The sequence below is a fragment of the uncultured Senegalimassilia sp. genome (genome assembly GCF_934632265.1).
Taxonomy (GTDB): domain Bacteria; phylum Actinomycetota; class Coriobacteriia; order Coriobacteriales; family Eggerthellaceae; genus Senegalimassilia.
Genome location: NZ_CAKTYH010000196.1, coordinates 1 through 2,099, shown reverse-complemented (window position 1 = coordinate 2,099; position 2,099 = coordinate 1). Strand labels below are relative to the sequence as shown.

Below are 2,099 nucleotides of genomic sequence, written 5' to 3'. Positions count from 1 at the left end.
ATTATATGCTATTGCAAATATTATCATTGTTTGTGTATAATCGGCGAAATGACAGGCGCCCTTTCGCATGCGAAGGGGCGCCTGGTGGTATGGGGACAAAAAGAAGGGAACTGCTATGAAAAAGACGAAGACCCGCTTGGCCGCGATCGCGGCCGTGGCGCTGAGCGCCGTGCTCGCCTGCGGCGTGCTGGCCGGATGCTCCTCCGACAAGGGCGAGCAGAAAGCCGATCAGCCGGAGCAGACCGCCGCGGCAAGCCTTGAGGGCAAAAGCCTCAGCATCTATTGCGGCGCCGGTATGACCAAGCCGTTCCAGGAGATCGCCGACGCCTTCAAGGCCGAGACCGGCTGCGAGATGAACATCACCTTCGCCAACGCCGCGCAGATCCAAACGCAGATCAACACCACCCAGGAGGGCGATTTCTTCATCGCCGGCTCCGCCGATGAGCTCAAGCCCGTCAGCGATTACGTTGCCACCAGCACCGACCTGGTCAAGCACATCCCCGTCCTGGTGGTGCCCGCCGACAATCCCATGGGCATCCAGACCGTCAGCGACCTTGTGAAGTGCGACACGCTTCTGCTGGGCGACCCGGAGTCCACGCCGATCGGCAAGATCGCCGTCAAGGCCATGACCGACGCTGGCGTCATGGAGCAGGTCAAGCAGTCCGGTTCCATCACCACCTCCACCACCGCGCCGCAGATCGCCGAGGCCCTGGCCAAGGGCGAGGGCGACGCCGCCATCGTGTGGAAGGAGAACGCGGGCAAGGACGGCCTGACCATCCTTGAGAACTCCGGCATGGAAAGCTACGTCAAGACCGTTCCGAGCGCCGAGCTTGCCTGCGCCGCCGATGCGGACGCCGTCAAGGCCTTCTCCGAGTTCCTGCAGAGCGAAACCGCTAAGAACATCTGGACCAAATTCGGCTACGAGCTGGTGTAACGTATGTCCGCGGCACCTGAGCCAAAACGTCACAGAGGCCGCAAGCGCAACATCTTCCCGGCATTGTGCATGCTGGTAACGGGGATGGTGCTCCTGTTCATCGGGAGCGCCATCTTCGCTATTGTGGCGGGCGGCATCTCGCATTTCGGCGAGGCCGTCAGCTCCGAGGAGGTGCTGTTCTCCTTGCGCATGAGCGTGACCACCTCAAGCATCTCCACCGTCATCTGCCTGCTGCTGTCGCTGCCGACCGCCTATGCGCTGTCGCATGTGGCGTTTCCCGGCAAGCGCCTGGCCGAGGTCTTGATGGAGCTGACGCTGTCGCTGCCTTACATTCTGCTGGGCTTCGCCTTGCTGCTGATCTTCTCGTCGCCGTTGGGCAAGGCGCTCAAGGAAGCCGGTTTCGCCGTGGTCTTCTCGCCTACGGGCATCGTATTCGCCCAGATGATCGTGAACCTGCCCTTCGCCATCCGCATGATGCGCACCGCCTTCGCCGGCGTCAATCCGCGCATCGAATTCGTGGCGCAGACCCTCGGCGCCATGCCCTGGGACGTGTTCCGCACCATCATCGTGCCCATGTGCCGCAACCAGATCATCAGCTGCTTCGTGCTGACCTGGGCGCGCGGCATGGGAGAGTTCGGCGCCACGCTTATGTTGGTGGGCGTGACGCGCATGAAGACCGAGACCCTTCCCGGCAGCATCTACCTGAGTATCTCGACCGGCAACACCGAGACCGCCATGGCCACGGCCATGATCATGCTGCTGGTGTCGGCGTTCACGCTGGTGGTGGCGAACGTGCTCGATTGTCCCACGGGCGAGAGCCGCGTGGGAAGGGCCGGCAAGGGATTGGGCTTGAGGCGCATGAAGGCATGCGGGGAATGCGAGGGAAAGCGATGAGCGGCGGAAGCATCGAGATTCGCGACATGGTGGCGCGGCGCGGCAGCTTCTCGCTGCGCGTTGACGACCTGCATATCGAGCCGCACGAGATATTCGCCATCGTGGGGGAGACGGGGGCTGGTAAGACCGTGCTGCTCGAGGCGATCGCCGGCGCGTTTCCCCTGGAAAGCGGCAGCATTTTGCTTGACGGCAAGGACATCCGGCGCCTGCCCGTGCAGCAGCGACGGTTGGGGATCGTCTATCAGGACCACGCGCTGTTCCCGCATATGAC

3 protein-coding genes are annotated in these 2,099 nt (G+C 62.7%); all 3 read left to right on the top strand.

From position 1 onward, the window contains the following. The first annotated feature begins 115 nt into the window (after positions 1-115). On the top strand, positions 116-934 hold the full coding sequence (modA, locus tag Q0H50_RS09410; RefSeq protein WP_294421696.1) for a molybdate ABC transporter substrate-binding protein: 819 nt from the start codon (positions 116-118) through the stop codon (positions 932-934). Between the two features lie 3 nt (positions 935-937). After that, a complete protein-coding gene (locus tag Q0H50_RS09405) occupies positions 938-1,828 on the top strand; it encodes an ABC transporter permease (protein ID WP_294421695.1) in 891 nt (296 codons plus the stop codon). Beyond that, the coding region (locus tag Q0H50_RS09400; RefSeq protein WP_294421694.1) for an ATP-binding cassette domain-containing protein at positions 1,825-2,099 on the top strand (275 nt) is incomplete at its 3' end. The genes Q0H50_RS09405 and Q0H50_RS09400, both read left to right, overlap by 4 nt.